Origin of the sequence: Ammoniphilus sp. YIM 78166, assembly GCF_004522215.1 — a bacterium.
Classification (GTDB): Bacteria; Bacillota; Bacilli; order Aneurinibacillales; family RAOX-1; genus YIM-78166.
On the sequence record NZ_SDLR01000002.1, the window covers coordinates 301,264 to 326,541 of the forward strand.

23 protein-coding genes and 1 other annotated feature are annotated in these 25,278 nt (G+C 44.9%); of the genes, 16 read left to right on the top strand and 7 right to left on the bottom strand.

The genetic code is table 11. The annotated features are described in order from the left end of the window. Window positions 1-44: 44 nt before the first annotated feature. On the bottom strand, window positions 45-845 hold the full coding sequence (locus EIZ58_RS07480) for a Cof-type HAD-IIB family hydrolase (protein ID WP_134699985.1): 801 nt from the start codon (window positions 843-845) through the stop codon (window positions 45-47). Further along, window positions 838-1,755: a DMT family transporter gene (locus EIZ58_RS07485; RefSeq protein ID WP_134699986.1), complete on the bottom strand. Its 918-nt coding sequence runs from the start codon at window positions 1,753-1,755 to the stop codon at window positions 838-840. Before EIZ58_RS07485 ends, EIZ58_RS07480 begins: the two co-directional genes overlap by 8 nt. A 148-nt stretch (window positions 1,756-1,903) precedes the next feature. On the opposite strand from EIZ58_RS07485, the gene EIZ58_RS07490 reads away from it, so the two are divergent. Then, on the top strand, window positions 1,904-3,523 hold the full coding sequence (locus EIZ58_RS07490; RefSeq protein WP_134699987.1) for a methyl-accepting chemotaxis protein: 1,620 nt from the start codon (window positions 1,904-1,906) through the stop codon (window positions 3,521-3,523). Window positions 3,524-3,571: 48 nt separating this feature from the next. Here EIZ58_RS07490 and EIZ58_RS07495 read toward each other — a convergent pair whose 3' ends face one another. The 4 genes from EIZ58_RS07495 to EIZ58_RS07510 form a co-directional block, all read right to left on the bottom strand. Then, the gene (locus EIZ58_RS07495; protein ID WP_134700939.1) at window positions 3,572-4,399 is read right to left on the bottom strand and encodes an ABC transporter permease; all 828 of its coding nucleotides are present in this window, start codon (window positions 4,397-4,399) and stop codon (window positions 3,572-3,574) included. A 5-nt stretch (window positions 4,400-4,404) separates the two neighbouring features. Further along, window positions 4,405-5,172, bottom strand: a complete 768-nt coding sequence (locus EIZ58_RS07500) for an ABC transporter ATP-binding protein (RefSeq protein ID WP_134699988.1) — start codon at window positions 5,170-5,172, stop codon at window positions 4,405-4,407. Window positions 5,173-5,254: 82 nt separating this feature from the next. After that, the gene (locus EIZ58_RS07505) at window positions 5,255-6,520 is read right to left on the bottom strand and encodes an MFS transporter (RefSeq protein WP_134699989.1); all 1,266 of its coding nucleotides are present in this window, start codon (window positions 6,518-6,520) and stop codon (window positions 5,255-5,257) included. Window positions 6,521-6,631: 111 nt separating this feature from the next. Continuing rightward, a complete protein-coding gene (locus EIZ58_RS07510; protein WP_134699990.1) occupies window positions 6,632-7,627 on the bottom strand; it encodes an ABC transporter substrate-binding protein in 996 nt (331 codons plus the stop codon). Between the two features lie 254 nt (window positions 7,628-7,881). On the opposite strand from EIZ58_RS07510, the gene hemA reads away from it, so the two are divergent. The 8 genes from hemA (at window position 7,882) to EIZ58_RS07550 (ending at window position 17,007) form a co-directional block, all read left to right on the top strand. Further along, complete coding sequence (gene hemA, locus EIZ58_RS07515) at window positions 7,882-9,249, top strand: glutamyl-tRNA reductase (protein WP_134699991.1); 1,368 nt, start codon at window positions 7,882-7,884, stop codon at window positions 9,247-9,249. 37 nt (window positions 9,250-9,286) lie between these two features. Further along, the gene (locus EIZ58_RS07520; protein ID WP_134700940.1) at window positions 9,287-10,090 is read left to right on the top strand and encodes a cytochrome C assembly family protein; all 804 of its coding nucleotides are present in this window, start codon (window positions 9,287-9,289) and stop codon (window positions 10,088-10,090) included. Window positions 10,091-10,113: 23 nt separating this feature from the next. Beyond that, on the top strand, window positions 10,114-11,043 hold the full coding sequence (gene hemC / locus EIZ58_RS07525; protein ID WP_134699992.1) for a hydroxymethylbilane synthase: 930 nt from the start codon (window positions 10,114-10,116) through the stop codon (window positions 11,041-11,043). An 8-nt stretch (window positions 11,044-11,051) separates the two neighbouring features. Continuing rightward, window positions 11,052-11,816, top strand: a complete 765-nt coding sequence (locus tag EIZ58_RS07530; RefSeq protein ID WP_167577555.1) for a uroporphyrinogen-III synthase — start codon at window positions 11,052-11,054, stop codon at window positions 11,814-11,816. A 12-nt stretch (window positions 11,817-11,828) separates the two neighbouring features. Continuing rightward, entirely contained in the window at window positions 11,829-12,806 is a 978-nt protein-coding gene (hemB, locus tag EIZ58_RS07535; RefSeq protein WP_134699994.1) for a porphobilinogen synthase, read from the top strand. Between the two features lie 50 nt (window positions 12,807-12,856). Then, the gene (gene hemL / locus EIZ58_RS07540) at window positions 12,857-14,149 is read left to right on the top strand and encodes a glutamate-1-semialdehyde 2,1-aminomutase (protein WP_134699995.1); all 1,293 of its coding nucleotides are present in this window, start codon (window positions 12,857-12,859) and stop codon (window positions 14,147-14,149) included. A 464-nt stretch (window positions 14,150-14,613) separates the two neighbouring features. Continuing rightward, on the top strand, window positions 14,614-16,011 hold the full coding sequence (locus tag EIZ58_RS07545; RefSeq protein WP_134699996.1) for a LysM peptidoglycan-binding domain-containing protein: 1,398 nt from the start codon (window positions 14,614-14,616) through the stop codon (window positions 16,009-16,011). Window positions 16,012-16,017: 6 nt separating this feature from the next. Further along, complete coding sequence (locus EIZ58_RS07550) at window positions 16,018-17,007, top strand: aminoglycoside phosphotransferase/kinase family protein (RefSeq protein ID WP_134699997.1); 990 nt, start codon at window positions 16,018-16,020, stop codon at window positions 17,005-17,007. A 72-nt stretch (window positions 17,008-17,079) separates the two neighbouring features. On the opposite strand, the gene EIZ58_RS07555 is transcribed toward EIZ58_RS07550, so the two are convergent. After that, window positions 17,080-17,259, bottom strand: coding sequence for a hypothetical protein (locus EIZ58_RS07555; RefSeq protein ID WP_134699998.1), 180 nt, complete (start codon window positions 17,257-17,259; stop codon window positions 17,080-17,082). 293 nt (window positions 17,260-17,552) lie between these two features. Between EIZ58_RS07555 and EIZ58_RS07560 the strand changes: the two genes are divergently transcribed. The 7 genes from EIZ58_RS07560 to EIZ58_RS07590 all read left to right on the top strand — a co-directional run bounded on the left by EIZ58_RS07560 (window position 17,553) and on the right by EIZ58_RS07590 (window position 25,224). Further along, window positions 17,553-18,926 carry a cbb3-type cytochrome c oxidase subunit I gene (locus tag EIZ58_RS07560; protein WP_134699999.1) on the top strand — a complete coding sequence of 458 codons (1,374 nt, stop codon included), beginning with the start codon at window positions 17,553-17,555 and terminating at the stop codon, window positions 18,924-18,926. A gap of 23 nt (window positions 18,927-18,949) precedes the next feature. Then, entirely contained in the window at window positions 18,950-19,441 is a 492-nt protein-coding gene (locus EIZ58_RS07565) for a cbb3-type cytochrome c oxidase subunit II (protein ID WP_134700000.1), read from the top strand. 24 nt (window positions 19,442-19,465) lie between these two features. Further along, window positions 19,466-19,609 (top strand): cbb3-type cytochrome oxidase assembly protein, encoded by a 144-nt coding sequence (locus EIZ58_RS07570; protein WP_134700001.1) that lies wholly within the window; start codon window positions 19,466-19,468, stop codon window positions 19,607-19,609. Window positions 19,610-19,623: 14 nt separating this feature from the next. Next, complete coding sequence (locus EIZ58_RS07575) at window positions 19,624-20,031, top strand: c-type cytochrome (RefSeq protein ID WP_134700002.1); 408 nt, start codon at window positions 19,624-19,626, stop codon at window positions 20,029-20,031. A gap of 299 nt (window positions 20,032-20,330) precedes the next feature. Continuing rightward, window positions 20,331-21,539 carry an ABC transporter permease gene (locus EIZ58_RS07580; RefSeq protein WP_134700003.1) on the top strand — a complete coding sequence of 403 codons (1,209 nt, stop codon included), beginning with the start codon at window positions 20,331-20,333 and terminating at the stop codon, window positions 21,537-21,539. Window positions 21,540-21,542: 3 nt separating this feature from the next. Next, the gene (locus tag EIZ58_RS07585) at window positions 21,543-22,205 is read left to right on the top strand and encodes an ABC transporter ATP-binding protein (protein WP_134700004.1); all 663 of its coding nucleotides are present in this window, start codon (window positions 21,543-21,545) and stop codon (window positions 22,203-22,205) included. A 61-nt stretch (window positions 22,206-22,266) separates the two neighbouring features. Beyond that, window positions 22,267-22,511, top strand: a binding site (T-box leader). Window positions 22,512-22,563: 52 nt separating this feature from the next. Further along, entirely contained in the window at window positions 22,564-25,224 is a 2,661-nt protein-coding gene (locus EIZ58_RS07590; protein WP_134700005.1) for a valine--tRNA ligase, read from the top strand. The last annotated feature ends 54 nt before the right edge of the window (window positions 25,225-25,278 follow it).

Below are 25,278 nucleotides of genomic sequence, written 5' to 3' on the forward strand. Positions count from 1 at the left end.
AAGACAGAGCCAAAGCATGAATTCTCTTTGGCACTGTCTTTTTTTTATTTGCTTCGTCCAAATACAAACTTATCAATGACGTGCTTAATTCCATCTTCATTATTACTCTTCGTCACATAATCCGCAATCTGCTTTAAGGAGTCTACCGCGTTTTCCATGGCCACCCCAAGTCCAGCGACTTCCAGCATTTCATGATCATTCCAGCTGTCTCCAATGGCAATAACCTGAGAGAGATCACAGTCAAAATGATGGGCCAGGAATCGAACCGCATCTCCCTTCGTTCCTTCCTTATGCAAAATCTCTAAAAAGAAAGGCTTAGACTTCGTAATATGAACTTCATCCCCGATCAGACCCTTAAGCTCTTTTTGATGGTGATCAAGGATCTCGGGTTCATCGAAAAATAAGAGTTTGGTCATCGGCTTGGATACAAGCTCTGAGACGGGTTGGATGAGATAAGGGACTTTTGCCATCCGCGAATACTCTTTAATTCTTTCATTGTCTTCCACGGCTATGAGCTGATCATTGTAATAGCCTTGTAGGTGCAGCTGGTGCTTGTTTGCATATTCATAGAGAAGCTTCGTAATAGGGGCGGGAACGAAACGTTCATAGAGAACTTGTCCATCCAATAGGTTTTTTACGAGGGATCCCTGGTAAGTAATTAAAGGGACATTAAAGTGAATCTGTTCCGCAATCTGCTTGGCTGAAGCAAACATGCGTCCCGTAGCTAAAGTAACCATTACGCCATGCTCCATAGCTTCCCGCAGAGAGTTCCGCGTTGCGTCCGTCACCCTCAGTTCATCATTCAATAGCGTATCATCGACATCGATCGTAATCAGCTTATACATGGTTTCTCAGTTCTCCTTTTTTCAAGAGTCGTTGGGGATCAAGTTCAGAAAGAATCATACCCATAAGAATCAATAAACAGCCAATGAGGGCCTTTACTCCTAGTATCTCACTCGCCCAAAGAAAACCAGCAAGTGCGGCAAAAACGGGCTCTGTCGCATAGATGAGAGCTACGCGCGTAGGTGTAGTGAATTTCTGGCAAATCGTCTGAGCCAAGAAGGCCATCGCTGTAGCAGGGCCTGCTGTTACCAGGAGAGCCCCTATCACATGAGACTGTAAGAGGATATCTCGATTAATATATTGTACTCCATCTTCCCAAAATAGCGAAGCTAGGGCACTTAGGATCGATACCGTAAAGATTTGCACGAGGGCTAAGGCCATAGCCTGGTAAGATGGTGCATACTTTCCCGTGAGAATGATTTGCATGGCAAAGCAAACGGCGCAGAGAAAGACGAGAACATCCCCCAAATTTAATAGTAAGGAATCACTTAAGGTTAACAGATAAAGCCCTAGTGTAGCAACTAAGACCCCTAGCACAGCTGGCCACTTGGGGCGTTGCTTCAGTAAAAGTAATGAAAATAACGGGACGAGGACGATGGAAAGACCTGTAATAAAACCAGCTTTAGAAGAGGTCGTATAAAGCAAGCCTACCGTTTGAAAAGCATAGCCTCCAAAGAGCCAGAAGCCCAAAAGAATACCGCTTAAGACCATCCTTTTCGAAAGGGAATGGAATTGTGTACGATAAAACAAGCGAATAAAGCAAAACAAGAGTACCGATGCCAAAAGAAACCGAATCGCGTTGAACGTATGAGGCGGCAGGGTGGAAATAGCATTTTGCACAATGACAAAAGTGGTTCCCCATACAAAGGCAACCAAAAGGAGACTAAGGTCCGCTAGTATCGTTCTTTTCATATTAGAAATGCCTCCGAAAAATACAAAATTGAATCTATTATACAATAAAATAGGATGTCGAAGTAGCAGGAAAATTGGAAAAACATGTTGAATACTTATAGTACCTATATAATTAAGCGTTTACACTCTTTGAAGTGAGGTCATAGGCATGAGCGAAAAAATGATGAAGTCCCGTCAAGCGAAAAAAGCCTTGGAAAAAGTGGTGCTTACCGCAGCGAGGATTGAGCCGCTATTAAAAGGAATGACAGCCATAGAAGAGGCCACTCCCCAGATACGTAAGGTACTCGATGAGCAGCTTCAAGAAGATGAATACTTTGTAATCGTTGACCAAGATGGGAAATCGTGGATTCATACCAACCGTATGCGGGAAGGTGCGTTATTTAATGATCCTGTTGGGATCAAGTCTGCCACTACAGCTATACCACTGCTGCAAGTCTATCATCGCGATACCGGTGAAGTGTTGATTGATGCTTCAGCCCCGATTATTCGCGTAGGAGGAAAAAGCTATAATCTTCGTATGGGTCGTATTGTGTTACATTCTTTTTTATCCCCAGCCATCTACTCTTTAGGGGTAGTTCCAAGCCTCTTTGCCGTAATGACAGCTTGGTTTTCTGGCTTATCTCTTAACGGAATAGGATTAATAGCGGGGACGAGCTTGCTGATAGGAGGAGGCGGGGCTTGGTATTTGAATCGCCGAATCAGAGGGAGCCTGTTTCAATGGTACCGCTTGACTCGCAACATCTCCGCAGGTAATTTAACCTCTCTTGCTGCTCATGATGGGCGCAATGAGCTAGGTCAAATGGGCTTTGAGCTCAATAAGGTGGTGTTGGGGATGAAGAGTATCGTGGAGGAGTTGGCGGCCGCGGCCCAGACGACGGAGTCGATCAGCAAGTCACAAGCACAAGAAGCTACCTATCTTGCCCATACGTTTAGCGAGTTAACTGGTGTGATGCAGTCTTTTCGAAGCGGCACCGAACAGCAGCTCTCTAGCCTGCAGAACTCTCATGCGATGATTCAAGAAATGGTGTCTGCTTCCACCGAGATGTTAAGAGGAATTGAAGAAACGGTCAAGTGGAGCGATAGCGCTACAGATATTGCCGAGAGTGGAATCCAGGCGGTGACCCGCTCCGATGATCAAATGAAGGCGATTGAGAAAATTGTAGAAAAGTCAGCTGTGATGATCCAGCAGGTGGCTGATGAATCCGATCAGATCGGCCATAAAATTTCAGCGATCACTCATATTGCCAGTCAGACGAATATGCTCGCACTGAATGCGTCCATAGAGGCAGCCCGAGCGGGAGAAAGCGGACGAGGCTTCGCGGTCGTAGCAAGCGAGGTTCGAAAGCTAGCCGAAGAAACATCCAAGTTTGCCGAGGATATCCTCTCAGATCTGGCTAAGAATCGTAAGGATGCCCTGGAAGCCGTTAAAAACGTTACCGAAGGGGTGACCTCGATTTCCAAAGGAGTAGAAATTGTTCAGCAAGCAGGGGTTTCCATCAACCAATTAAATGAAACGATCACTAAAATGAGGGCACACCTCATGACGAACGAGGAACACTCCCGCATGCTTTTGCGAGACAGCCAAGAAGTAAGAAACATTATGGATGGCGTAACGAACATCGCTGAAGAGTTTACTGGATCGATGATTTCTGCCGCGGCGTCCATGGATCAACAAGCAGGCGGCGTTCAACAGCTGGCAAAAGAAGCGAACAGCTTGTCTGAACAATCGGAAAAGCTGTCGCGGGTGGTTCGAAGATTTAGGGTATAGAGTAAAGCCGATCCCTCCCTATTGAGAAGGAGATCGGCTTCTTGGCATTTATTCCCGGTTCCGAAGCAATAGTTTTTCTGAGTACTGAACTAGATGGTACATGATCATGGCACAAATGGCTATGATAAACAAGCTTACAAAAACGAGCGTTAGGTTGAATACTTGAAAGCCATAAATAATAAGGTATCCGAGTCCCAGCTTGGAAACAAGAAATTCCCCTACGATGACCCCCACCCAAGCCAAGCCGACATTCACTTTGAGCGTGGCGATAATGGTAGGAAACGATGCGGGCAGTACAATCTTGGAGAAGGTCTGAGCTTTATTCGCTCCAAAGGTTTGCACGAGCTTAATATAGTTTCTGTCTACCTCACGAAAGCTGCCATAAACCACGATCGTAGTAATAACGACTGAAATCGCAACGGCCATAGCCACGATAGCGGCAAATCCACCACCAAAAGCGACAATAAATAAAGGACCAAGAGCCACTTTAGGCATCCCGTTTAAGACGACGAGATAGGGATCTAACACACGGGATAAAAATTTGGACCACCAAATCATGATGGCTATCAGGGTACCGAGGGCGGTCCCGCCAATAAAGCCCACAACGGTTTCGAGCACGGTGACGCCGATATGATGGTGCAGATTTCCTTGCCAAAGCATATCCCAAAACGTTGCCCATATCCGAGAAGGGCTGCTGAATAATAAGGGATCAATCCAACCCAAACGAGAAGAAACTTCCCATAGAGCCAAAAATAGAACTAGGAGAGCGAACTGTGTCACACCCACCGTTAAGCTATACAGTCGTTCCTTCCTGAGAAAGTCTCCATGCTCCGGTGATTGTTCCCCGCGTCTCAACCATGCGTTCAATCCCTGCATTTTCATTAGCTGTTCAGCTCCTTCCATACCATTTGGAAGTAGGATTGAAATTCAGGCTTCTCTCTGCTATCGAAAGGAAGGGGAATCCGGATCGAATCCGGTATTTCAATCACGGACTTGATTCGTCCTGGACTCGAGGTCAATAGGACGATCCGATCCGACATGGCGATGGCTTCTGAGATATCGTGCGTGACAAGAATGGCTGTCTTTTTCTTTCTGCGCAAGGTATCCACAACTAAATCCTCGAGCTTGAGTTTAGTTTGGAAATCGAGTGCGGAAAAAGGCTCATCAAGCAGCAGAATATCGGGGTTTGTAGCCAGGGTCCGAACAAGAGCCACACGCTGTCTCATCCCGCCCGATAGCTGATGGGGAAAATGCTCTTTAAACGAGAGTAGCCCCATCTCCGACAGAAGCCTCAGGGCTCGTTTTTCGTTTTCCTCGTTTAAGGCTCCTTGGATTTCTAAACCAAGCATAATGTTTTGCTTAATAGTCCTCCAGCTGAGCAAGTAATCCTGCTGCAGCATATAGCCGATTTCCTTAGTAGGTCCCTTTACTTGTTCATTCTTTATCCAGATATCTCCTTTGGTAGGAGGAAATAGACCAGAAAGCATCGAAAGAAGCGTACTTTTTCCGCAACCGCTGGGCCCTAAAATACTGACAAATTCGCCCTCTCCCACGATAAAATGAATATCCTCAACAGCTTTAGTTTCACCCTCACGTGTAATAAAAGTTTTCGTCACGTGATTAAAGCTGATCACAGGGCTGGACCACATGTCGCCCACCTCCTTGTTGTAGGGTATGCAGGAGGTGGGGGGAGGGGTGAATATAAAATACCGGGCACGCTATTGTGCCCGGCTACAATTTAATCCTCCGAATATACCCCCACGTAATCAACTGCGCCAAACTAACCCCCAACAGTAAGAAACTTAAGACCAACGGATCCTCTCGCCAGCTTACTAAGGCAATAAACACCCCAAGGGAAATCAGTCGTCCAATATTCAGCCCCGTCTCACGGATGATCATGTTTTCGACTTTCCACTGAGCGGTTTCTTTACTTTGTCCTATGGCATCATACACGATAGAGACTGCCGGAATAAAATAGAGTGGGCTGAATAAACTGATGCCAATACCCATAATGATGAGTGTAGTGTAGTTTACCTCATAAAATAAGGGCAGAACAGAAGCGGACATCATAACGGTTCCCCAGAATAAGGACTTGCTTCTCCAAGCGGGTTTAATGAATTTGCCGACAAAATAGAAGGAGAAAAAAGCGACGCCTGAAGTAATAAAGGTATATACGCCGACTTTCCACTCTCTGCTGGTTGCAACGTAGACGAATATGCCCACGAGAAAATTAAAGATAGAATCGTTTATGCCTTGTCCAATCATAGCTTTGAGTATTCGTTGCCAAGTCTTGCTTTTCTTATAAACGTGGTACGTTTGGGCAAGTGAAAATTCGCCACCGGATTTTCGCCTTTTGAAGAAAAAACTCAGGACGACGCCCCCTATGTAAATTCCTAAGGAAATGCCAAAGATCATATAGTATCCTTGCATACCGGTCCTTTGGGAAATCAAGTACCCTGAGGCAAGGGGGGCAACCATGCCGACAAACGAACCGAAAACGCCAGCCAATCCATTAAATTTATCGCGGTTTTCCCGATTGGTAATCTCAAAAACAACGATGTTAAGGGCAAACCAAAAAAATCCATGGCCGATACCTTGAACGAATCCTAACGGCAAGATTAAGGAAACGGCTCTTTCACCTAAGAGTAGTACCCCAAGGTAGAACAGTGCGGCTACAATGATCCCCATTCGTAAACAGGACATTTTGTTATACACTTTAACCCATTTGCCTGATAGCATAAAGGTTAACTGCATTCCTATAAAAAAGCTAATATTATACCAGCCAATCAAGCTGTAATCGTTGGCTTTTTTCCATAGATACACGTTAACGAAGGTCCCGGATAAAGCTTCAGCTAATAAAAATAATGTATTAACAAGAAGTAAAAGCCTACCTTGAGAGCCGATCTCAGTTTTGATAATGGATCGTTTTCCTTTTGTGGCATCTTTAAGATCTACTCCCCATTGATAAAACAGACCATGCTTGGATTTGATTGTCATTGTGTTCTCCCCTGTCCACCATTGTCTGTGATTTTTAGGTTGTCCAGGAACACAAAAAATATGATGGAAAAAGGACGACCTCCATGGTAAAGATCGCCCTGCACGCTAATGTTATTCCATTGCTTTTTTCGCGAATTCTGTATTAATAATCTCTTCATACTTAACTTTTTTAGAGAGTTCACCGGCGTTTTCCATTACCGCTTCTAAATTTTGGTATTCTTCTTCATCAATGATGGGATCGGTAGCCCAAGAGCCTTGGGATTTGTATCGCTCCAGAACCTTGAGCAAGGTTTCTCGATTCAACTCACTAAAATGAGGAGAAATGGCATCGGCGATTTCTTCGATACTGTGGGTAGCGACCCATTGCTGCGCTTTATAAACTGCGTTCGTAAATTTTTGTACAATCTCGGGATTTTCTTGAATAAAGCTTTGTCTGGTGATATAAACAGTATACGGCAGTTTTCCGCTGTCTACTCCAAAGGAAGCCACCACGTGGCCTTTGCCTTCTAGCTCGAGGGCCGAAGCAACGGGTTCAAAGAGCTGTACATAGTCACCAGTCCCAGAAGCAAAAGCACTTCCAAGGTTCGCAAAGGAAATATTTTGAATGATCTCTACATCTTTAAATGGCACGACACCATTGTTGACTTGAACATATTCGCTAACCATCTGCGGCATTCCGCCTTTACGCTGACCAATCAGCGTTTTTCCCTTCAGCATATCCCACGTGAAGTTGTCAATCGGCTCGCGGGAAACGAGGAAGGAACCGTCGGTCTGGGTGAGTTGAGCAAAGTTAATGGCGGGATCTGTCGCTCCTTGATTATGAACGTAAATAGTAGCTTCTGTTCCCATCAAAATGATTTCCGCATTCCCGCTTAAGAGAGCGGTCATGGCTTTATCACCGCCATTGGCATTGGTTAATTCGACTTCTAAGCCTTCTTCGGCAAAGAAGCCTTGTGTAAGGGCTACATATTGAGGGGCGTAGAAGATGGAGTGGGTCACTTCAAATAAACGGATTTTGTGAGGCTGAGAGGTGCCGCCACAGGCTGCAAGAACAGCAAAAGAAAGAATGAGGGTAAAGATCGCTAGATAGCGAAGCCAAGCTTTCATGTCTTTCGACCTCCTTGTGTTAGTGGGCTTCAGTCTATCTTATGTAGCTAAGTGCAATGTGTGAAGGACACAAAGATATCACAAATTGTCAAAGCATGTAGATTTAATTCATGATATAATGGTTGACGTAGTATTTATGGGGACTTTTATAAAGTCTATCGTGCTTGTTTCGTTGTGATCTTTTTCACGTCTACTTCTTTCAATATAGGTTAAAATAAAACATAACAATATAAATGAGAGTGGGGTGGTTCCAAATGCACATCCTAGTAATCGGACTTAACTATAAGACAGCTCCTGTTGAGATTCGCGAACGATTTGCCTTCAAGGAAGAAGAGAAGGATCAAGCGGTCAAGACCTTAAGAGGAACGAAAGATATTCAGGAATGCGTCATTGTAGGAACCTGTAATCGAACAGAGATTTATGCCGTTGTTGACCAACTGCATACCGGGCGTCATTATATGAAGGCGTTCCTTTCTCAATGGTTTGGTATTGATAAAGAAGAGTTTGTAGATTATTTATATATTAAAGAAAATGATGATGCCTTACGTCACCTTTTTCGTGTAGTTTGCGGTCTGGACTCCATGGTTCTTGGAGAGACCCAAATACTAGGACAAGTGCGTGCGGGATTTTTGCTTAGCCAAGAACTTAAGGCAACAGGAACTGTATTTAACACCTTGTTTAAGCAAGCAATTACCTTAGCTAAGCGTGCTCATTCCGAGACCGACATCGGGAAGAATGCCGTCTCTGTAAGCTATGCGGCTGTCGAGTTAGGGAAAAAAATCTTTGGTTTCTTTGAGAAGAAGACCGTTGTGATTTTGGGTGCCGGTAAGATGGGTGAGTTAACAGGTAAGCATCTTCATTCCAATGGCGTGAATAAGGTTATCGTTGTGAACCGGACCTACGAGCGTGCACGCAGTCTAGCAGATAAGTTTCATGGGGAGGCCTGTACGTTTAACGAGCTTCCTTACGCACTTGCTCAAGCAGATATCCTTATTAGTTCAACAGGTGCAGATGGCTATGTCGTGACGAAGCGAGACATTCAAGCGATCTCTAAGAAGCGTAATCATAGACCGTTGTTTATGATTGACATTGCTGTACCGAGAGACTTGGATCCTGCTATTAATGAACTCGATAACGTATTTCTCTATGATATTGATGACTTAGAAGGTATCGTTGAAGCGAATCGCCAAGAAAGGGTTCGTGAAGCCGAAAAAATTGGATATATGATTGGAGAAGAAATTGCTTCTTTTAAATCCTGGTTAAATACGCTAGGTATGGTGCCCGTTATCACCGCTCTTCGGGAAAAGTCTCTTCAAATCCAAGAAGAAGCGATGAAGCACATCGAGAATAAGCTGCCTGATCTAACGGAGAAGGAGTTGCGGATTATCCGTAAATATTCCAAGACGATTGTGAATCAGATGCTTCACGATCCGTTAGTTCGTATGAAAGAAATGGCCGCTCAGTCCAGAGGAGACGAAGCACTCGATCTTTTTGTGAAGATTTTTGCTCTAGAGGCGGAATTAGAAAAACAAAATAAACTGAAACAACAAAGAGCAGAAACGGAAGTAGCAGATGTGCGCATACCGACTCTCAATGTCAGTGAGGCCGTAGTCCGCTCCTAAAGAAGGGAGTCATGATACTTTGACAATACAGAGCTGGATGTATGATCTAACCATTTATATCTATGCCTTGAGTGTTCTTATGTATTTTTCAGATTTTATACAAAGCAACCGGAAAGTCAATCAAACGGCCTTCTGGTTGCTTGCTATTGTTTGGGTTCTACAGTCCATTTTCTTTGTTTCGCAAATATTCACCAAGGAATATTTTCCTATTCTTACCTTGTTTGAAACTCTCTTTTTTTACTCGTGGATCATGGTAAGCCTTTCCTTAACCATCAATTATTTTTTTAAAATGGATTTTTTAGTTTTCTTTACAAATATTATCGGTTTTGTTGTAATGGCAGTAACTCTTTTTGCTAACCCGGCAGCGACACCTGCGCTTTCCGAGCAGCTCATATCCGAGCTACTATTTATTCATATTAGTTTAGCGTTTTTCAGCTATGCGGCTTTTTCTATCTCGTTTATACTCTCAGTGATGTACCTCGTCCAAAACAAGATGCTGAAGCAAAAAAAATGGACTCCTCTGTTCCGTCGACTTCCCAGCTTAGGTCAACTGGATTTATACGCGTATCGATTGACCATGGTCGGTGTACCAGCTCTACTCCTTGCTGTCATTCTTGGGGTAATCTGGGCCCACGTTGTAGGTCAGTCGGTTTGGTTCGACCCTAAGGTCATGATGTCGTTGTTGGTGGTAGGGATCTACAGCCTATACCTATACCGTAGAATTACGTTTGATTGGCAAGGGAAGAAGCTTGCCCAGCTCAATGTCGCTGCCTTTGCTTTAACGCTATTAAATTATTTAATCTCTGGCTCCCTCTCTTCCTTTCACCAATGGTTGAGATAGTGCTAGAAGATGGAGGTCTATAAATGAGAAAAGTTATCGTTGGTTCAAGACAAAGTGCCCTAGCTCTAACTCAAACGAAATGGGTGATTCGTCAGCTTGAAGCACTCGGTCTTCCTTTTGAGTTTGAGATCAAAAAGATTGTTACAAAAGGAGATCAAATTGTAGATGTGACCCTCTCTAAAGTGGGTGGAAAAGGATTATTCGTAAAAGAAATTGAGCAAGCGCTATTAGATGGGGATATTGATATGGCAGTACATAGCATGAAGGATATGCCGGCCCTACTTCCTGAAGGGTTAACCATTGGTGCTGTTCCTCCTCGAGTGGATGTACGCGATGTTTTAATCAGCAAGGATGGAAAAAGTTTAGATGAGCTGCCGCATGGCGCCACCATTGGGACAAGCAGCCTTAGAAGAAGTGCTCAATTGCTTGCTCATCGTGGAGATCTCAACATTAAGTGGATACGAGGAAATATTGATACTCGCATTCGGAAGCTTCATGAAGAGGATTATGATGCAATCGTTCTAGCGGCTGCCGGATTGGAAAGAATGGAATGGAAAGGGCAAATCACGCAATTCCTGCCTGTAGAAATTAGCCTTCCAGCCGTAGGACAAGGCGCGCTTAGCATTGAATGCCGGGAAGCGGATAAAGAAGTCATGGAGCTGCTTGCTAAGTTTAACGATCCGGTCACGGAGAAAGCTGTTCGTGCAGAACGAGCTTTCCTCAATACGCTTGAAGGAGGGTGCCAGGTTCCAATAGGAGCTTACGCCCAAATAACAGAGGAAGGACTCTGTGCCTTAACGGGGTTAGTCGCGTCACCTAATGGCACACTTGTCCTGAAAGACGCCATTCAAGGAGACAAGCCCGAAGAGATCGGTCGTAGGCTTGGTCAGCTTCTGATTGAGAAGGGTGCCTCTGAAATATTGGATAAGGTCCGCCAGGAAAACCATATATGATACCAGAAGTGAAACCACTGCAAGGGAAAACCGTCTTAGTTACCCGTTCGAGAGCACAAGCAAGTGATCTCTCCCGGCAGATTGAAGCGTTAGGCGGAAGACCGATGGAGTTTCCACTGATACAATTGGAGCCACCTCGTGATCTTTTACCCGTGCAACAGGCACTGAAGGAGATTCACCAGTTTGATTGGATTCTGTTTACAAGCACAAACGGAGTAGAGTTTTTTGTGGAGCAAGTGCAAAAAGCTCAGCTTGAGTTTTCTCACATTACAGCTAGAGTTGGGGTAGTGGGACCGAAAACAGCCGAGATTCTGAAACGAATGGGGAAGGTTTCGGATCTTGTGGCAGCTGAATTTAAAGCAGAAGGACTTCTTGAATCATTGCAAGGAGTCCTTCAACCTGGGGATCGGGTGCTGCTTCCCCGTGCCAACATAGCTCGCGACATTCTTCCTCGGGAACTTAGAGCGCGTGGGATGAACGTAACCGAAATTGTGGTCTACGAAACCGTGATTAGCTCGGACGGTGCTGATCAAATGATTGAGATGTTACAGTCAGGCCAGATTGATATTATTACTTTTACTAGTTCATCTACAGTTCGGAATTTCTGTGAGCTACTGCGTGGGCAGAATCGTGATAAGCTATTGGCTAAAGCTAAAATTGCTTGTATTGGACCCATTACTGCGGAAACAGCTGAGAAGTTAGGTCTAAAAGTGGATCGTGTAGCTACCGACTATACGATTGATGGATTAGTCCAAGTATTAACCAAGTTATAGGGATGGAGGAGTATGTCTATGAGCTTTGATCGTCATCGCCGTTTACGAAACTCGGCAGGAATGAGAAATTTGGTTCGTGAAACACAGTTGCAGGCGAGTGATTTTATATACCCGTTATTTATAGTAGAAGGAGAAGGGAAGAAGCAAGAGATTCCTTCTATGCCAGGGGTGTATCATTACTCCTTAGATCAACTTCAGGAAGAAATTGAGGAGGTTGTCTCTTTAGGAATTCAATCCGTTATCGTGTTTGGGGTACCGGATCATAAGGATGAAATTGGAACACAGGCCTATCATGAGTGTGGGATCGTGCAACAAGGGATCCGCAAAATTAAGGAATGGGCTCCTGGTCTCGTCGTCATTGCTGACACCTGTCTTTGCCAATATACAGACCATGGCCATTGTGGGGTCATTAAGGATGGGGTAGTAGATAATGACCCAAGCTTAGAACTGCTAGTTAAAACAGCGATCTCCCAGGCGCAAGCCGGGGCGGATATTATCGCACCATCTAATATGATGGATGGTTTTGTAGCCGCTATTCGAGCAGGTCTTGATGAGTCTGGCTTCGCCCATATTCCGATTATGTCATATGCCGTAAAATATGCCTCCTCCTTTTATGGGCCATTCCGGGATGCAGCGCATTCTACCCCGCAGTTTGGCGACAGAAAGACGTATCAAATGGACCCGGCCAATATGCGGGAAGCCCTGCGTGAAGCCGCTTCGGATGTAAACGAAGGAGCCGATTTCCTCATGGTTAAGCCCGCGATGGCTTACATGGATATTATCCGTCTAGTACGCGATCAGTTTGACCTTCCCGTAGTGGCTTATAATGTAAGTGGAGAATACTCCATGATCAAGGCTGCAGCGGCGAATGGGTGGTTGGATGAAAAATCAGTCGCACTAGAGCTGCTGGTAGGCTTTAAGCGCGCTGGTGCGGATTTGATCTTAACTTATTTTGCAAAAGACGCTGTAAGATGGTTGAATGAAAAGTAAGATCTGTGGGAGAGGGAGCTCTCCCACTTCATCATGTAGGAGGTGTTATCATGACGAAGAGTCATGTGGAGTCCGAAAAACTTTTTGATGAAGCGAAGAAGTATATTCCAGGGGGAGTGAACAGTCCGGTTCGTGCGTTTCGTTCCGTAGGAATGTCGCCACTGTTTATGGAATCTGGAAAAGGATCTAAGGTTTATGATGTAGATGGAAATGAGTACATAGATTATGTTGGTTCTTGGGGACCTCTATTGCTTGGGCACGCTCATCCTGCTGTAACGGAAGCAATCAAGTCTGTGACGGAAAAAGGGACAAGCTTTGGAGCGCCTACCCAATTGGAAACGGAGATGGCCAAGCTGGTCATTGACATTGTTCCATCCGTTGAAGTCGTTCGCATGGTTAATTCTGGTACGGAAGCAACAATGAGTGCATTGCGCTTAGCGAGAGGCTATACCAAGCGAAATAAGATCTTGAAATTCGAAGGCTGTTATCATGGGCACGCGGATAGTTTGTTGATCAAAGCAGGTTCGGGCGTGGCTACTTTAGCTCTTCCCGATAGCCCAGGTGTTCCAAGTGATGTTGCCGGTCATACTATCACGGTTCCTTATAACGACATGGAAAGTGTTCAGCTTGCCTTTGAGCGTTATGGTCAAGATTTAGCAGCGGTGATCGTGGAGCCAGTTGCAGGGAATATGGGAGTTGTACCCCCTGTGCCAGGTTTCTTAGAAGGGTTGCGTGAAATCACCCAACAATATGGAACCTTACTTATCTTTGATGAAGTGATGACGGGCTTCCGCGTCGATTACCATTGTGCGCAAGGAAGATTTAATATTACTCCAGACTTAACTACCCTTGGGAAAGTGATTGGTGGAGGGCTTCCTGTTGGTGCATATGGTGGACGAAGAGAGATCATGGAGCAGATTGCACCGGCTGGACCGATTTATCAAGCAGGGACGCTCTCCGGAAACCCCCTTGCGATGGCAGCGGGTTACACGACACTCAAAGAGCTAGGGAAGCCGGGTGTGTATGAAGAACTAGAGCGAAAATCGGCTAGATTAGAGCAGGGAATTCGGGCTAACTGTGAAGAGTTAAACATCCCACACTATATCAGCCGAGTTGGTTCGATGGTGTGCTTGTTCTTTACAGATCAACCTGTTATGAATTACGAGGCAGCTAAGACCAGCGATCTCGAAAGATTCGCCGCCTATTTCCGCTTGATGGTCGAGGAAGGAATCTCTCTTCCTCCGTCCCAATTTGAAGGGATGTTTGTCTCCACTGCCCATACGGATGAAGATATTGAAAAGACGATTGAAGCGAGCCGTAGGGCTTTAAGTAAATTAGGTTAGAGTGAGAAAGCAGCCGCATGGCTGCTTTTTTTATGGATGGCAACTTGAAACAATTACCCGTTTGTGATCAAACCTCCTGAGTTTGTGACCAAACCGGAGAAATTAGTTGTAATCCTTACTGGTATGTAAGCATCGCATGTTTTTTTGTGAGCATTCGCCACCTCTCCGTGACCAAACCGGAGAAGGTCGTGAGCAACTCGACAAAAGGTCTGAAATTGAGAACCATTGGTGGTGGAATCCGAAAATTTTCTCATAAAACGTTAAAAAATAGGCTGTTCCCCGTCCGAGCCCCCTGATCATTCCCCTTTTTATTAAAAAATCCATCCTATATTTGATAATTCCCCTAAAAACCCAGCCCATCCTCTCAATCTAGCTTCATGGGTTTCATCTAATCAGTTCTATCCTGTGGATAAGGACAATATATTTTAGGAGAAGGTGATACCGGGAAGGAGGAAACGCGGAACATGGAAAAACATGGACTGGGTTCATATCAAATTGATATTAGGGAAATTGTACAGCTTTCACATTCACAATTGCCGATTGAAGAAATTGAAGAGATGGAAATCATCCCTCAAATTGTCATAGAGGAAAATGGTGCAGAAATTGAGATCATAGGCTCCTTATTCCTTTATGGAGATTACAAAGGAAATCAAGAGGCAGGGAAGTTGGATCCAACGGATGAACTCCCCGAAACTTATGAGGAGTCGGTGCAATTTGAGCCGTTATCGGCTGACCGAGGTCCCTACTCGCCATTGGCAAAACAGGACAGGTTTGAGTACCGGATCCCTGTGAAGATTACGATGCCGCGAAATAAAGTGGCAGAGGTTGATGATGTTTATGCCTATATTAATTCTTTCGATTATGAATTAAAGACGCCTTACCAGGTTGAAGTGGTTGCCAGCTTAATGATTAGCGGATTTACCGAGGAAAAAGCAGAACAGCCTGAAGAAGAGTCATGGAACGCGGCTCCTCTTGAATTTGTTCATACTGCAGGGGATCAGTGGAATGAAGATTTCCAGGCCTACTATAATGAGCAATTACAAGCTCTTCAGCAGGAATTTGAACCGATCGTTCAGGAGCAAACTCCAGCACAAGAGCAGCAAGAACCCGTTGCGGTTTCCCATCGGGCAGAGTCCGAGCCAACCACTCTGCCCCCTATGCAGGAAGAGCACGAACCGGAAGAGTCGGTACAGGAGGCACAAGAGGCTTTAGAGTCCCCTGAATCTCCTGAATCTCCTGAAACCCCTGAGTCACCAGCAGTTCAAGAGGTGCCGCAAAAAGTTCCAAAGCAAACGGAGCCTTTTGAAAAACTACGACCAAGTGAAGAGGAGCCGGAGGCGAAAGCCGAAACGGAATGGAGTAATGTTGTTCCTCTGCCAACGCTGCCGGAAAGCCCGAGGGAGGATGCAGTAGAGGGTCAAGAAGAAATAGAAGAACAGGAAGTTCAAGAAGAACAACAAGAACAAGAACAAGAAGATGAAAAAGATGTACGGGTAGCTATTTCTAATAAAGGGACGAAACAAGACCAAGAGCCTATCTCTTCGCTTGCTAGCATTTTCTCACGGATTCCTAAGAAGGAAGCTAAGAAAGAGGAAGAGCAGACACAGCGATCAGAGACAGGGAGTCAAGCCTCAGAAGCAGGACGGGAAGATAATGATGCGTTATACTTAACCAATTTCATGGACAATCAAGCTGAGCAATTCACTAAGGTGAGGATTTGCATCATCCAAAAAAATGAAACCATAGAAGAGATTGCCGAACGATATGCCATGACGGTGGATGCGATCCTTCGGGCTAACGGCGCAGCAGCCCGGAATCAAGTCGCTTCAGGACAATTGCTATACATTCCCGTAAAGGGGTGATCCTCCTTGAAAGTCACCTTGGAGCAATTGAAGAAAATGCTCTCCACGTACAAATTAAAAGCCCTTCGTGTGCAACCGATAGAAGATGGTTACTTAGTAGAGACAACTAGAGGGAAAAAAATGGTTTCTATTTGGCAGAGTCCTGAGCTGTTAAAGTGGTCGAATACGTGGCGAGAGCAGTTATTCACCGAGGGATATGAGGCTGTTGAGAGATTTCAAGTCAATTCGAATAATAAGAAGTATATTCGTTTTCAAAACAAGTATTTTGTTTTAACTGACTATGCAGAAGCCGCTTTGCCTGATATTAAGGATGAAGGTGAATGCAGGGAACTGGGCAGGACTTATGCCGATTATCATTGTGCGGTTGGACGTATCAATACAGCGGTGAACGTTGGCGCGGAACCCTTCAATGATAATATTTTTATTGAGGGGAGTACTCTGATTAAGCAAATCATGAAGGCGATCGAGTCCAAGAAGGAACCGACCTTAGTGGATGAAGTGATTTATGCGAATCTTCCTTTGCTCTATAAGCGATTTAGAAGAGCCTACCAGCTATGCGAAGGGATTAAAGAAGCAATCCCCTACTTCCCACTGTCTACCGAGAGCTTTCATCTCGTACAAATGGTGAAAGCAGAGAAAGGGTGGAAGATACGAGGGGGGTACAATAAAGGTTTGGTTCCGCTGCACCAGGATACCACTCAACTCATACGAGAGATCTATGAGAAAAGCGGTTGGAGATTGTCCTCCGTCCTGTCTTTTTTAAAAGGGTACGAGGATAAGCGGAGGCTAGCGGATAATGAACTCGTTTATATTCTTGTGCAGCTAGCTGTGCCCAGGGAAGTTTGGAAATACTTTAGTAATTACTTGACTCAAAATGAATGGAGCGAAGCAGACATTAATCGGCTGGCTGAGGCGATTCATGCCCAAAGACACTGGGATGAATTGGTCACACAAATCGGCCGTTATATCGACCAGCGCAGTCCATTATCAGCGTAAACCATAACAAGATAATTAGCCGGCACTGTTTGATTCTGATGAATCAACTGTGTCCGGCTATTTTTTTTTCTTTTAAAACCAATCAAATTCGATGCCTGCATATAGAAGGGCTATAAGGATAAGAAGAATGACGTCAAAGCTTGTAGGTAAGAGCAGGGTACGGATTAACTGGAAGATGCCAAGCGGTAAGGTTAGTTGCTGAATACCTGCCCTTACCTTCAGATACGTAGGGTGATATCGTAATCGGTTCATTCAAATTCATCCTTTCTGATCTGCTGTTACTAATTTATGTGGGCATTGGTCTAGGGGTTCTTCTTCACAAATTGGTTTTAATCTCATCACATTATCTTCACAATTGCTTGATTGACTGTGCCTCTTTTTGTAATAAGATAAGAGTAGATAAAGTTTGTGAAAAAATGCACATTCTAACATTAACACATTATCTATAGTGTTTATGCTTGGAGGGATGGATATCAGGTAAGTTGTTTTAAATCGTGGTGAGTACATGTGGGAGAGTTTTTACTGAAATTAGGGGAGGTAATAGGATGTTTAGTAATGCAGAACATAGTGCAGCTAAAAATTTTTGGTTTACGGCTATTTTCTGGCTGCTTATTTCAATGTTGGCGGGACTCGTAGTGGCGATTAAACAAATGTCACCTGATTTCCTTGGAGGAACGAGCTGGCTAACGTATGGCCGTGTTCGACCTATACACACAAATGGGGTTCTTCTTGCTTGGTTATCGATGGTAAATGTAGGCTGTATGTTTTATATCGTTCCGAAATTGCTTCGTACAAAGTTGTGGAGTGAACGCCTAGGGAATTTTACATGTGTTTTATGGAATGTAGGAATCACAGCAGCGGTTATTACACTTGCAGCAGGATATTCCACAGGGGTTGAGTATGCGGAATTACCCCTTTGGTTGGACCTGGCAGTAGCCTTGCTTGCTATTCTTGTAGCTGTCAATGTGTTAATGACTATTAAGAATCGAAAAGAAAAGCAATTATACGTAAGTATTTGGTATTATGTCGGTTCGTTAGTTTGGTTGCCAGCGGTATACATTGTTGGAAATATTCCATCCGAGCTTGTAGGCGGTGCTATGCAAGCGAATATGAACTGGTTCTATGGTCACAATGTTATCGGTTTATGGTTTACGACGGTAGGGATTGGCACCATGTATTACCTCTTGCCGAAGCTTACTGGAAAGCCCATTTATAGCCACAAGCTATCTCTCATTGGCTTTTGGACGATTGGTACATTCTACGTGTGGAACGGACCGCATCACTTGGTGAACAGCCCGATTCCATTATGGTTAATGAAAGCTGGTATTATCCCTTCCATTCTTTTGATCATTCCTGTATGGACCGTACTTGCTAATGTACTAGGTACGATGAAGGGACAATGGCATCAAGTACAAGACAATGTGAATTTAAAGTTTTTAATTACAGCGATGATTTTCTACTTAATGGCATGCTTGCAAGGACCTTTCCAATCTCTTATGTCCGTTAGTGCAGTAATTAAATATACTCACTGGGTACCTGGTCATGCCCATATGGCGCCATTTGGAGCCTTCTCGTTTATCGGCTTTATCGCGATCTATTATGCCGTTCCTCGCATTAGCGGGAAGGAAATTTACAGTAAAGCTCTGATGAGCTGGCACTATTATTTATCCGTAGCGGGTTTCTTGATCTTCGCTTTCAGCATGTGGATCGCCGGCGTAATGCAAGGCTTTGCTTGGATGGAAGCTACACCATTTATTGAAACCGTAAGAATGGTTGCCCCATTTGTAGCGGTCCGTGCGATTGGCGGTACCCTGATGATCGTGGCTCAGTTTTTCTTTGCTTGGAATATCTACATGACAATGAAGGCAGGTAAGGCATTTAAGGTTGACAGATCTGAGGATGTTTCCGCAACAGCTTAAAGCAAAAGGAGGATAAAGTTACTATGGATATGGAAAAAAGTGCAGTTGGAATATTTATAGCCGCCTTTGTGCTTTTTATGATGGGGGCGTTCGCGACAGTTATATTACCGTTTTATGATGATCAAATGATGGCGACTTCTAAGAGCGCGGAAGCCCGTGCCTATGCGGCAGGGTCTGCTGAAGCGATGGGTCGAGAAATCTACATTCGTGAGGGTTGCAATACGTGCCACACGCAGGTCGTTCGTCCGGTTAAAGCGGATTTGGCCATGAATATCGGACCTGTTTCCATCCCAGGAGACTATCAAAATGATAAGCCGCATTTGTTTGGTTCAAATCGAACAGGTCCTGATTTAATGTGGGTGGGAGCTCGGACTAGTGCAGAATGGAATCTAGCACACTTAAAGAATCCACAGGAAATTGTACCTGGATCAACCATGCCAAAGTACGATTACTTAAGCGATGAGGATCTAGATAATTTAGTTGCATACCTTATGAGCTTAAAGCCCGCTCAATAAAACCAGAACAACGGAGGGAATGAAATGACTATTAGTACGATCTTGTTACTTACCATCATGGCGACCTTCTCTCTATCGGCAATTCTCTTGTATTTCGCTGCAAAGAAGACCGGCCAGTTTGAAGATGTTGAAGGAATCAAATATAGAATGCTGGAAGATGAATCGTAAGGGGAGGCACTGGCATGGCTAAGAAAGATCATAAAGGTGAGCATGTAGATGTCGTTAATGGGATGAAGACGGGACATGGAAAGATCCCTAAGTTTTTGATTTTCGTATATGCAGCACTAGGAGTATGGGCGGTAACCTACGCCCTGCTAGCAGGTCCACTAGATGAGCGGGATACGATGGCTGCACCTGCCGGGGTGAGTGCTGAAGCGGGGAAAGCTTTGGCTGGGCAATGTTTAGCTTGCCATGGAGCAGACCTTTCCGGGGGGATTGGTCCTGCGCTGGTCGGTGTAATTGATAAACTTGGCGAAGAAGAATTCATTCACGTCATGAAGGCGGGAAGAGGATCCATGCCTGCACTTGGGGCAGGATGGTCAGACGATCAGATGGGTTCTATGATCGAATATTTGAAAACCGTTAAATAGAGTCAAGGGGGACAGTAGCGTCCCCTCTTACTCTTTTCTTTTAGTATTTACACAGGTGCCCAATCTGATAGAAGATTAGGCGTCTGTTTGAAGTACTAAACCCCTAGAATGGTGGCGAGCACATGTTGAGCAATGTTCAGATTATCTATCATATTGTATGGACCATCGTCGTGATTTGGATTATTACGATTACAATACACACCATTAATCGAAAAGATTTGTAAAGGGGCAAACCTTTACCAAGTTTTCTCTATATCGAGCTTTTTAATGATTTTTATAGGAGATTGAGGTGAGTTGAAGTGAATCGATTGACGGTGATTGCGTGGAGGAACCTAAAGAGAAAAATATCTCGAACGATGCTTTTAGCGGGAAGTGCAGGATTAACCGCGTTTATCTTATTTGCCAGTTACTTTTTCGTACATTCCATGGAACGAAGCATGGAAGCTAGCTCCAGCCGGTTAGGGGCCGATTTGTTAGTCGTCCCAAAAGGCTATGGAAACCAGGCAGGGGATCTAATCATATCTGGCACAGCCACTCCCTTTTATATGCCAGAATCCGTATTGGACCGAATTCGATCGATACCTGAAGTAGAAAGAGCCGCGGCTCAAATCTACTTAGAGACGGTTTCGACCGTTTGCTGCCGAACGGAAGGGGACTTTCCCATCATTGCCTTTGATCCAAGGGAAGATTTCACCCTCCGGCACTGGACGGCCGATAATAAAGAACTGGGCACTTATGATATATTAATCGGATCTTCTGCAGGCGGAGATAACTTCCTTTTTCATTATGATAACCAATATGTGGAGGAATGGGTAACGCTGTTTGGAAAAGACTTTTCCGTTAAAGGCGTGATGTTCCCGACGGGGATGGGAACCGACCATACGATCTTTATGCATAGGGATGCAGCCAATGAGCTGAATGGAAAAAAAGGTTCTGGATTAGAGTTTCCCGATCAGCATATTTCGATTGTCTTAGTTAAAACGGAGCCGGGCATGGAGAGCTTTGTCAAACGTGAAATTGAGAAAATGGACATCGGGGTAGATGTAGTCCAAGGAAAGGGACTTCAAGAAATGGTGAATACGCAGATTTTCCCGGTGAAAATTCTGAGTTATATGATGATCGTTCTTGTATTGATCATGAGTTCCTTGCAAGTTGCGACCATGTTTACGGCATTAATTAGCGAAAGAAGAAAAGAAATTGGAATGATTCGAGCGATGGGGGCTACGCGGGGAGCAACCTACTTGCTGCTTTTGCTCGAAGCAGGCATGGCTTCCTTACTTGGTGCTAGCCTAGGGGCTTTAATGTCTGCAGCTGCCTTATATGATAATCGGATCCTAATTATGCAAGTGTTCCAGCTTCCCCTGCTGTTTCCAGATTGGGTGTCTGGACTAGCGATAGGTTTAGTGACGACATTCGTAACGGTCCTGATTTCCGTTCTAGCCGCTTTTTTTCCGATCCGAAGTACAGTCCGAATGGAGCCCTATGAAGCGATAAGGGAGGGGGAGTAAGGGATGATTCGATTAGAAGAAGTAAAGAAAAGCTATCAGCTAGCTCGCGACAGCTGGAGCGATGCATTGCAAAATATAAACCTATCGATTGAAAAGGGAGAGTATGTTTCGATCATGGGGCCGTCGGGAAGCGGCAAGTCGACTTTCTTAGCTTTAGCTGGTTTAATCGACCGACCTTCAGAAGGAAAGGTATGGTTTGGGGATAAGGATGTAACCACATTGTCTGATAAACAGCGAGCGGCGATTCGGTCGCAGAAGTGCGGATTTGTCTTTCAGTTTCCGAGTCTTATTCCGACCTTAACCTCTCTCGAGAATGTCATGATGCCCAAGACAATTGCAGGTTCCTATGAACCCAAGGATGAAGGTTACGCTCTTTCCTTACTTGAAAAAGTGGGGCTTAAAGATAAAGCAGGACATCTCCCGTATCAGATGAGCGGAGGAGAACAGCGACGGGTAGCGATGGCTAGAGCCTTGATGAACGAACCAGAAGTCTTGCTAGCGGATGAACCTACAGGTGCGTTGGACTATGAAAACGCCATGATGATTATGAGGGTGTTTAAACAACTACATGAAGAAGGCAAAACCATTTTGATGGTGACTCATGACCGGGAGCTGGCCATGGAGGCAAAAAGAATGGTGTGCTTGGAAAAAGGAAGGCTAGTTTAATTTATCCCCCACTTGTCTAAGCTAATAGTAATTTGGTAAAATGATTTCTAGCTTTATAATGACGATGACGTTGACTGGGAGGATTAAGCAGTGGAGCCATCAAGAGAGAGGAATCCTTGGCTGGAAGATTCCTTTGGATTGAAGCTGCTGAAGGTAGCCCGTGAGTTTTTCTTCTGAAACCCGAAGAAAGTAGGAAGAAACGGAACCCTACCGTTAGAAAGGGATATAAGGGAGCAGTGAATGAGGCCAAGTGAGGCCTATTCATCGCTAACAAAGGTGGTACCGCGAACTTCTTTCGTCCTTTGGATGGGGGAGGTTTTTTTATTTTTTAAAGGAATCGTCCAGGAGGGATTAGCCAATGTCGGAAATTCAATCAACAAAAGAAATGCCAACGAAGTATGATCCAAAAGAAACCGAAGGGAAATGGTACGCATATTGGCTCGAAGGAGAGTATTTTAAGGCGGAGCGGGCAGCAGGAAAAACGCCTTATACGATTGTTATCCCGCCACCTAACGTAACGGGAAATCTCCATATCGGCCATGCCTTAAATAATACTTTGCAAGATATATTAATCCGTACCAAGCGGATGCAGGGCTTTGATGCGCTTTGGCTCCCAGGTATGGATCATGCCGGGATTGCAACCCAGGCGCGCGTGGAAGGAATGCTAAAGAACGAAGGGACTTCCCGCTATGACCTAGGACGCGAGAAGTTCGTGGAAAAGGTGTGGGAGTGGAAAGACAAATATGCGGATATCATTCGTCAGCAATGGTCCAAGATGGGCTTATCTCTTGACTACTCCCGCGAGCGGTTTACGTTAGATGAAGGGTTGTCCAACGCTGTTCGCGAAGTATTTGTCCGACTCTATGAAAAAGGTTTAATCTATCGCGGCGCCTATATTATTAACTGGGATCCGCAAACTCGTACGGCCCTTTCCGATATTGAAGTAGAGTATAAAGAGGTAAAAGGGGCTTTATATCATCTTCGCTACCCGCTTAAAGACGGCTCTGGCCATATCGAAGTGGCGACCACCCGTCCGGAAACTATGCTTGGGGATACGGCTGTAGCTGTCCACCCAGAGGATGAACGATATAAGGACTTAATCGGAAAAACCGTCATTTTGCCTATCGTCGGAAGAGAAATTAAGATTGTTGCGGATGACTATGTAGATAAGGAATTTGGAAGCGGAGCCGTGAAAATTACGCCTGCCCATGATCCAAATGACTTTGAACTGGGGAACCGCCATCAATTAGAGCAGATTCTAGTCATGGATGAGACTGGCAAGATGAATGAGAATGCGGGACTTTACCAAGGGCTGGATCGCTTCGAATGCCGCAAGAAGATCGTGAAGGATCTACAAGAGCAAGGCGTGTGCTTCAAGATTGAGGAGCATATCCACCAAGTAGGACATAGTGAACGCAGCGGAGCGGTAGTGGAGCCGTATCTATCGACTCAATGGTTTGTGAAGATGGGACCACTAGCGGAAGAAGCGATACGTAGACAAAAAGAGGAACAAGCTGTTGCCTTTGTTCCAGATCGTTTTGAAAAAATTTATCTGCACTGGATTGAAAATATTCGTGATTGGTGTATTTCTCGCCAGTTGTGGTGGGGACATCGTATTCCAGCTTGGTATTGCACCGATTGCGGAGAAATGACGGTTTCTCGAGAGGATATTCACTCCTGTCCAAAATGTGAAAGCGAGAAGTTAGAGCAAGATACGGATGTTCTGGATACTTGGTTTAGTTCAGCGCTTTGGCCATTCTCTACACTAGGCTGGCCAGAACAAACGGAAGACATGAAGCACTTCTATCCGACCGATGTGTTGGTAACCGGGTATGATATTATATTCTTCTGGGTAGCTAGAATGATCTTCACCGCCCATGAATTCACAGATCAAAATCCGTTCAAGAACGTATTGATCACGGGACTCGTTCGTGATGCTGAAGGACGCAAGATGTCGAAGTCACTTGGTAACGGGGTTGATCCGATGGAAGTGATTGATCAATATGGCGCTGATGCGATGCGTTTTATGTTGGCAACCGGAAATACACCGGGGAATGACCAGCGGTTCCGTTGGGAGCGTGTCGAGGCCGCAAGAAACTTTGCCAATAAGATTTGGAATGCTTCTCGTTTTGCTCTGATGAACCTCGAAGGCTTTACGATAGAAGATATCGATCTTTCGGGTCCTTTAGGAACAACCGATAAGTGGATTTTAACGAGGTTGAATGAAACGATTCAGGAAGTGACTAGACTGCTGGAGCAATTTGAATTTGGCGAAGCGGGTCGTACCCTCTATAACTTTATTTGGGATGATCTGTGCGATTGGTATATTGAAATGGCGAAGCCTCATTTGTATGGGGAGGATGCAGCGGCTAAGAGGACGACGCAGTCCGTGTTATCGCATGTGCTTGAGCAGACCTTGCGCCTTCTTCATCCGTTTATGCCATTTATTACGGAAGAGATCTGGCAGCATCTTCCTCATCAAGGAGCAAGCATTACGGTAGCGGAGTGGCCAAAAGTGAATGATCACTTGCATTTCCCTGATTCTGTTAAGCAGATGGGCTTGCTGATGGACGTTATTCGCAATGTCCGTAATATTCGGGCGGAGATGAACGTACCATTAAGCAAAAAAATAGAGCTAATGATTAAACCAACGAGTGAAGAAGCGCAGCACCTTCTGCAGCAAGGAGAAGAATATATCCGCCGTTTCTGTAACCCAGAAAAGCTGGAGATTTCTCTTGCATTGACTACGCCGGATAAAGTGGTTTCTGCCGTAGTAACGGGTGCAGAAATTTATCTGCCTTTAGCAGGTCTGATTGACTTAGATAAGGAGATTGCTCGTCTCGAGAAGGAAGCGGAGAATCTTCAAAAAGAAGTCGAGCGCGTGGAAAAGAAGCTCAGCAACCAAGGCTTCTTAGCTAAGGCTCCAGAGCAAGTGGTAGAAGAAGAGCGAGCCAAGGGCCGGGATTATCAGGAAAAGTTAGATGCCGTGAAAGCTCGTATCGTTGAATTGAAAAGCTAAAAATTAAAAAGAAGATGACGGAGAGACCCCTCACAAGTCTCTCTGTCCTTGCTT

Coding starts and splice junctions, on each gene's coding strand:
- EIZ58_RS07480 (WP_134699985.1), bottom strand. CDS start 845: ATGTATAAGCTGATTACGATCGATGTCGATGATACGCTATTGAATGAT.
- EIZ58_RS07485 (WP_134699986.1), bottom strand. CDS start 1,755: ATGAAAAGAACGATACTAGCGGACCTTAGTCTCCTTTTGGTTGCCTTT.
- EIZ58_RS07490 (WP_134699987.1), top strand. CDS start 1,904: ATGAGCGAAAAAATGATGAAGTCCCGTCAAGCGAAAAAAGCCTTGGAA.
- EIZ58_RS07495 (WP_134700939.1), bottom strand. CDS start 4,399: ATGCAGGGATTGAACGCATGGTTGAGACGCGGGGAACAATCACCGGAG.
- EIZ58_RS07500 (WP_134699988.1), bottom strand. CDS start 5,172: ATGTGGTCCAGCCCTGTGATCAGCTTTAATCACGTGACGAAAACTTTT.
- EIZ58_RS07505 (WP_134699989.1), bottom strand. CDS start 6,520: ATGACAATCAAATCCAAGCATGGTCTGTTTTATCAATGGGGAGTAGAT.
- EIZ58_RS07510 (WP_134699990.1), bottom strand. CDS start 7,627: ATGAAAGCTTGGCTTCGCTATCTAGCGATCTTTACCCTCATTCTTTCT.
- hemA (WP_134699991.1), top strand. CDS start 7,882: ATGCACATCCTAGTAATCGGACTTAACTATAAGACAGCTCCTGTTGAG.
- EIZ58_RS07520 (WP_134700940.1), top strand. CDS start 9,287: ATGTATGATCTAACCATTTATATCTATGCCTTGAGTGTTCTTATGTAT.
- hemC (WP_134699992.1), top strand. CDS start 10,114: ATGAGAAAAGTTATCGTTGGTTCAAGACAAAGTGCCCTAGCTCTAACT.
- hemB (WP_134699994.1), top strand. CDS start 11,829: ATGTCTATGAGCTTTGATCGTCATCGCCGTTTACGAAACTCGGCAGGA.
- hemL (WP_134699995.1), top strand. CDS start 12,857: ATGACGAAGAGTCATGTGGAGTCCGAAAAACTTTTTGATGAAGCGAAG.
- EIZ58_RS07545 (WP_134699996.1), top strand. CDS start 14,614: ATGGAAAAACATGGACTGGGTTCATATCAAATTGATATTAGGGAAATT.
- EIZ58_RS07555 (WP_134699998.1), bottom strand. CDS start 17,259: ATGAACCGATTACGATATCACCCTACGTATCTGAAGGTAAGGGCAGGT.
- EIZ58_RS07560 (WP_134699999.1), top strand. CDS start 17,553: ATGTTTAGTAATGCAGAACATAGTGCAGCTAAAAATTTTTGGTTTACG.
- EIZ58_RS07565 (WP_134700000.1), top strand. CDS start 18,950: ATGGATATGGAAAAAAGTGCAGTTGGAATATTTATAGCCGCCTTTGTG.
- EIZ58_RS07570 (WP_134700001.1), top strand. CDS start 19,466: ATGACTATTAGTACGATCTTGTTACTTACCATCATGGCGACCTTCTCT.
- EIZ58_RS07575 (WP_134700002.1), top strand. CDS start 19,624: ATGGCTAAGAAAGATCATAAAGGTGAGCATGTAGATGTCGTTAATGGG.
- EIZ58_RS07585 (WP_134700004.1), top strand. CDS start 21,543: ATGATTCGATTAGAAGAAGTAAAGAAAAGCTATCAGCTAGCTCGCGAC.
- EIZ58_RS07590 (WP_134700005.1), top strand. CDS start 22,564: ATGTCGGAAATTCAATCAACAAAAGAAATGCCAACGAAGTATGATCCA.